Origin of the sequence: Streptomyces sp. ICN903, assembly GCF_022015835.1 — a bacterium.
GTDB classification, from domain to species: domain Bacteria; phylum Actinomycetota; class Actinomycetes; order Streptomycetales; family Streptomycetaceae; genus Streptomyces; species Streptomyces fenghuangensis.
Map to the genome: position 1 here is coordinate 1 of NZ_JAKMAY010000557.1, position 1,505 is coordinate 1,505.

Sequence of the window (1,505 nt, forward strand, 5' to 3'; positions counted from 1 at the left end):
GCGGCCCCCCGCCCCGGCGCCCGCCGCCCGGACAGGCGTGACGGGCCGCCCGCGCGGGCACCCTTGCCCGGGCACCGGTCCGCTCCCGTTCGGGGGCACCGGCACGTACGGTGAAGTCATGACGAGCCTCGGTGGTGTGGAGATGGTCGACTGGAATCTCGCGGTGGCGACCGCGACCCGGCTCGTGAAGCCCGGGCCCGAAGTGAGCCGCGAGGAGGCGCGGGAGGCCGTCGCCGAGCTGCGGCGGCACGCCGCGGCGGCGGAGGAGCACGTGCGCGGCTTCACGCGGATGACGCCCGACGGCGCGGCTGACACCCCCGTTCTCGTCGTGGACCGGCCCGGCTGGATCCGGGCGAACGCGGCGGGCTTCCGCGAGCTGCTGTCGCCGCTGCTGGACAAGGTGCGGGCGCGGCGCGGCGCCGGCCCCGGCAACGCGGTGCTCGGCGCGGTCGGCGGCAAGGTGACCGGCGTCGAGGTCGGGATGCTGCTGTCGTTCATGGCCTCGCGCGTCCTGGGCCAGTACGAGACCTTCGCCCCGCCCACCCGCGACCTGCCGGGGGCCCCGGGGGAGGGCGGCGGGCGGCTGCTGCTGGTCGCGCCGAACATCGTGCACATCGAGCGGGAGCTGGACGTCGCCCCGCACGACTTCCGGCTGTGGGTGTGCCTGCACGAGGAGACGCACCGCACCCAGTTCTCCGCCGTGCCGTGGCTGCGCGACCACATCGAGGGGGAGATCCACGCCTTCCTGGGGGAGACCGACATGGAGCCCTCCGCGCTCCTGGAGCGGCTGCGCGAGGCCTTCCAGTCGCTGGCCGGGAGCGGCCGTCCGGAGCCCGGCGAGGACGGGGAGCCGGACGGGGGGAACAGCCTCGTCGAGCTGGTGCAGACCCCCGCGCAGCGCGAGGTCCTGGGCCGCATCACCGCGGTGATGTCGCTGCTGGAGGGACACGCGGACTACGTGATGGACGGCGTCGGCCCCCAGGTGGTGCCGACGGTCGCCGAGATCCGGGAGAAGTTCCAGAAGCGCCGCGCGGCCGGAGCGGGCCGTCTCGACCAGGCGCTGCGCAGGCTGCTGGGGCTCGACGCCAAGCTGCGCCAGTACCGCGACGGCGAGCGGTTCGTGCGGGCGGTGGTCGAGGAGGTCGGGATGGACGGCTTCAACCGTGTGTGGACCTCCCCCAACACGCTGCCCACCAGGGCGGAGATCGCCGATCCGGCGGAGTGGATCGCGAGGGTGCACCGGAAAGCGGACTGATGACCGCCGAACGCCGGGACAATCACTCTTACGAGGGACCGTGGGCGGCGGGTGCGCGTGCGATGCTCAGGGATACGGCACTTCTCTGTCACCATCGACGCACTCAGCGTAGTCATCGACTGCGCGGCCACGACTCCCCGAGGAAGTGAACGGACATGGGTCCCCACCCCGCGGTCGCCGCGATACGCCTGGCGGTTCGCCGCACACTCCGTGACGTACTCCAGGACGCCCCCGGCGCCCCTGACGGTTC

The 1,505-nt window shown here is 73.7% G+C and carries 1 protein-coding gene; it reads left to right on the plus strand.

The genetic code is table 11. From position 1 onward, the window contains the following. The first annotated feature begins 118 nt into the window (after positions 1-118). Complete coding sequence (locus tag L7D48_RS28745; protein WP_237884027.1) at positions 119-1,255, plus strand: zinc-dependent metalloprotease; 1,137 nt, start codon at positions 119-121, stop codon at positions 1,253-1,255. The last annotated feature ends 250 nt before the right edge of the window (positions 1,256-1,505 follow it).